This is a genomic window from Roseateles sp. P5_E11, from assembly GCF_054049355.1.
On the sequence record NZ_JBFUMO010000496.1, the window covers coordinates 1 to 4339 of the forward strand.

Consider the following 4339-nt stretch of genomic DNA (forward strand, 5'->3'; position numbering starts at 1 on the left):
GTGCAGAGCACCGGCAGCGGCAAGAAGGAAGTGACCGGCGCCAACGTGCTCGTCGCCATCTTCGGCGAGAAGGATTCGCACGCCGTCTACTACCTGCACCAGCAGGGCGTCACGCGCCTGGACGTCGTCAATTTCATCGCCCACGGCATCAAGAAGACCGATCCCGAGCCGCCCAAGAACCCCGAGGGCCAGGCCCCCGGCAGCCAGGAAGGCGAGCGCGAGGAAGGCGAGGGCGGCAGCGCCAAGGCGTCGCCGCTGGAGCAGTTCACGCAGAACCTGAACCAGCTGGCCAAGGACGGCAAGATCGACCCGCTGATCGGTCGCGAGTCCGAGGTCGAGCGCGTCGTGCAGGTGCTGTGCCGCCGGCGCAAGAACAACCCGCTGCTGGTCGGCGAGGCCGGCGTGGGCAAGACGGCCATCGCTGAAGGCCTGGCCTGGAGGATCACCGAAGGCGAAGTCCCTGAGGTCCTCGCCGACGCCGTCGTCTACTCGCTGGACATGGGCGCGCTGCTGGCGGGCACCAAGTACCGCGGCGACTTCGAGCAGCGCCTGAAGGCGGTTCTGAAGGCGCTGAAGGACCAACCCAGCGCCATCCTCTTCATCGACGAGATCCACACGCTGATCGGCGCCGGTGCGGCCTCGGGCGGCACGCTGGACGCGAGCAACCTGCTCAAGCCGGCGCTGTCCAGCGGCGCGATGAAGTGCATCGGCGCGACCACCTTCACCGAGTACCGCGGCATCTTCGAGAAGGACGCGGCGCTGAGCCGGCGCTTCCAGAAGATCGATGTCGCCGAGCCTTCGGTCGAGCAGACCATCGAGATCCTGAAGGGGCTCAAGAGCCGCTTCGAGGAGCATCACTCGGTCAAGTACGCCCTGGGCGCGCTCCAGGCTGCCGCCGAGCTGTCGGCCAAGTACATCAATGATCGCCACCTGCCGGACAAGGCCATCGACGTCATCGACGAGGCCGGTGCTGCCCAGCGCATCCTGCCCAAGAGCAAGCAGAAGAAGACCATCACGCGCGTCGAGGTCGAGGACATCGTCGCCAAGATCGCGCGCATCCCGCCCGCATCGGTCAACAGCGATGACCGCAGCAAGCTCAAGACGCTGGACCGCGACCTGAAGAGCGTCGTGTTCGGGCAGGACCCGGCGGTCGACGCGCTCGCCGCCGCCATCAAGATGGCGCGCTCGGGCCTGGGCCGGCCCGAGAAGCCGGTGGGCTCCTTCCTGTTCAGCGGCCCCACGGGTGTCGGCAAGACGGAGGTCGCCAAGCAGCTTGCCTACATCCTGGGCATCGAGTTGATCCGCTTCGACAKGTCGGAGTACATGGAGCGCCATGCCGTCAGCCGCCTGATCGGTGCGCCTCCGGGCTATGTCGGTTTTGACCAGGGCGGCCTGCTGACCGAGGCGGTCACAAAGAAGCCGCACTCGGTGCTGCTGCTCGATGAAATCGAGAAAGCGCACCCGGATGTCTTCAACGTGCTGCTGCAGGTCATGGACCACGGCACGCTGACCGACAACAACGGGCGCAAGGCCGACTTCCGCAACGTCATCATCATCATGACGACCAACGCGGGTGCCGAGGCGCTGAACAAGGCCACCATCGGCTTCACCAACTCGCGCCAGCAGGGCGACGAGATGGCCGACATCAAGCGCCTGTTCACGCCGGAGTTCCGCAACCGCCTGGACGCCATCGTGTCCTTCCGCCCGCTGGACGAGGAAATCATCCTGCGTGTGGTCGACAAGTTCCTGCTGCAACTGGAGAGCCAGCTGCAGGAGAAGAAAGTCGAGGTCAGCTTCTCCGACGCGCTGCGCAAGCATCTGGCCAAGAAGGGCTTCGACCCGCTGATGGGCGCGCGGCCGATGCAGCGCCTCATCCAGGACACCATCCGCCGCGCGCTGGCCGACGAGCTGCTGTTCGGCAAGCTGGTCGATGGCGGGCGCCTGAGCGTGGACGTGGACGACAAGGGCGAGACGGTGCTGGACATCCAGCCCACGCCGCCCAAGCCGGCCAAGGACAACAAGCCCAAGGCGGAGCCAGCGACGGCTTGAGTTTCAGCGCTCAGACGGAAAGGGACGCTGCGGCGTCCCCTTTTTCGTTCAACCAGCCGGGTCCTGTTTGAAGAAGCCGGCCAGCAGCTCGTACATCGCCGGCTCCTCCGCCCGCATGGCGGCCGGGGCGACGAAGAAGGCCTCCACGGCGACGGCGAAGAATTCCTCGACGGCCTCGCCGCCGTAGGGATCGATCAGCGTCTCCTCGCCGGCGTCGATGCGGGCGCAGAACTTCTCCCATTCGGCGTCGATGACCGTGGTCCAACGCTCGCGTTCGTCGGCGTCCAGCGGGGGCGCGCCGTCAGCCAGCCCATCTCGCATGTCGATGACGTGGGCGAACTCGTGGATGACGACGTTGAAGACCGCGTCCGCGCCGAACTCGGCCGGGTCGTCGCTGACGGCGATGGCATTCCAGGTCAGCATCAGCGGGCCGCCTTCCATGGCTTCGCCGGCCAGCTCCTCGTCGTACTCGTGGACGACGCCGTCTTCGTCCTCGAAGCGCCGCTGCGCCACGACTTCGCCCTCGTGCATGACGATGCCGACGAAACCGTCATACCAGGATAGGCCCAGCCGCAGCACGGGCAGGCAGGCCTGGGCCGCGACGGCGACGGCGACTTCGTCGGTCACCTCGAAGCCGCCGACGCCGTGGAATTCCTTGGTCGACAGGAACAGGCTGGACAGCCGCCGCAGTTCAGTGAGGTCGTCCTCGCTGCGTTGGGCCAGGAAGGGGTAGCGCAGCAGGGTCAGCTGCCATAGCGCATCTGAAATCGCATGGCGTTCGACGGCGCGTTGCTCACGCCAGTTGCGCAAAGCTTTCAGGATCACAGGGAAAGGCGTTGCAGGCCGGCTGCGGACAGGCGGATGACGTCGCCGCGCGGTGGGGTGCCATCGAGGTCCCAGTCCGACAGCACGACGCGCCGCTGCCCCTCGCCCAGGTCATGCTCTGCCGGGCGATGCGTGTGGCCGTGGATCATCGTCGTCGCGCCGGCTTCGTTCAGCAGCGCGCGGCAAGTCTCGGCGTCGAGGTCGGTGGCCATCAGTTGCGCGGCTTGCGCCGCGCGGCTGCCTTCGCGCATCTGGCGCCCCAGCGCCTGGCGCGCTTCGAGCGGCTGCGCCAGCACCTGGGCCTGCCATTCGGGCGAGCGCACCTGGCGGCGGAAGGCCTGGTAGGCGGTGTCCGCAAGGCATTGCGCATCACCATGCACCAGCAGCCAGCGCTGGCCAAAGGCATCGAGCACCGTGGGATCGGGCAGGGCGGTCATGCCGGCGCCCGCCAGCAACTCCGCGCCGACAAGGAAGTCGCGGTTGCCGTGCATGAAGAAGAGATCCAGGCGCCGCGACGCATCGCGCAGCAGGCGTACGACACCGGCCTCGAAGGGCTCGTGCCGCGCGTCGTCGCCGACCCAGACCTCGAAAATGTCGCCGAGCAGCAGCACTGCTTGCGCGGGCGTCTGCGCAAGGTGCTGCTCGAGCCGGGCGGTCGTTGCCGGCGTGTCCGGCCCGAGGTGCAGGTCCGACAGCAGATCGATCTGCCGCCACTGCGCCGGGGCCGTCAGCGTGTGGATCAAACCTCGACGGCTTTCTCGATGATGACGTCTTCGACCGGCACGTCACCATGGCCGCCACGCGTGGCGGTCTTGGACTTCTCGATCTTGTCGACGACGTCCTTGCCCTCGATGACCTTGCCGAAGACGGCATAGCCCCAGCCCGACGGGCTCTCGGACTTGAAGTCCAGGAAGCCGTTGTTGGTCGTGTTGATGAAGAACTGCGCCGTGGCCGAGTGCGGTGCGTTGGTGCGCGCCATGGCCAGCGTGTAGTGGGCGTTCTTCAGGCCGTTGTTGGCCTCGTTCTGGATGGCCGCCTCGGTGGGCTTTTGATTCATGCCGACCTCAAAGCCGCCGCCCTGGACCATGAAGCCCTTGATGACGCGGTGGAACACCGTGCCGTCGTAGTGGCCCTTGCGGACGTAGTTCAGGAAGTTGGCGACCGACAGCGGCGCCTTCTCGGCATCCAGCTCAATGAGGATGTCGCCGTGGTTGGTGGTGAGTTTGACTTGGCTCATTTTTTGACGGGCTCAACGAGAGCCTTGGTGATGAAGATGGGCTTGACCGGGAAATGCTGGTGCATGCCGTGCGGCGTGACCTCGACGGCGCGGATCTTGTCGACGACGTCCATGCCCTCGATGACCTGGCCGAAGACGGCATAGCCCGACGCCGGATTGTCCGGCTCGCCGTCGAGCATGGGGTTGTCCACCACGTTGACGAAGAACTGCGAGGTCGCCGAGTTCGGG

5 protein-coding genes are annotated in these 4339 nt (G+C 66.4%); 1 reads left to right on the plus strand and 4 read right to left on the minus strand.

The window, feature by feature from the left end; all coding sequences use genetic code 11:
• A partial coding sequence (gene clpA, locus ACXJKR_RS25560) for an ATP-dependent Clp protease ATP-binding subunit ClpA (protein WP_457325196.1) occupies positions 1–2049 on the plus strand: 2049 nt, incomplete at its 5' end.
• Positions 2050–2097: 48 nt separating this feature from the next.
• Here the strand turns inward: clpA and ACXJKR_RS25565 are convergent.
• The 4 genes from ACXJKR_RS25565 to ACXJKR_RS25580 all read right to left on the minus strand — a co-directional run.
• On the minus strand, positions 2098–2871 hold the full coding sequence (locus ACXJKR_RS25565) for a M90 family metallopeptidase (RefSeq protein WP_457325199.1): 774 nt from the start codon (positions 2869–2871) through the stop codon (positions 2098–2100).
• Entirely contained in the window at positions 2871–3617 is a 747-nt protein-coding gene (locus ACXJKR_RS25570) for a UDP-2,3-diacylglucosamine diphosphatase (protein WP_457325197.1), read from the minus strand. The genes ACXJKR_RS25565 and ACXJKR_RS25570 overlap by 1 nt, the downstream gene beginning before the upstream one ends.
• Positions 3614–4111, minus strand: coding sequence for a peptidylprolyl isomerase (locus tag ACXJKR_RS25575; protein WP_056197749.1), 498 nt, complete (start codon positions 4109–4111; stop codon positions 3614–3616). The genes ACXJKR_RS25570 and ACXJKR_RS25575 overlap by 4 nt, the downstream gene beginning before the upstream one ends.
• Positions 4108–4339 (minus strand): peptidylprolyl isomerase (locus tag ACXJKR_RS25580; protein ID WP_457325198.1); only part of this gene is annotated, 232 nt, incomplete at its 5' end. The genes ACXJKR_RS25580 and ACXJKR_RS25575, both read right to left, overlap by 4 nt.

Coding starts and splice junctions, on each gene's coding strand:
- ACXJKR_RS25575 (WP_056197749.1), bottom strand. CDS start 4,111: ATGAGCCAAGTCAAACTCACCACCAACCACGGCGACATCCTCATTGAG.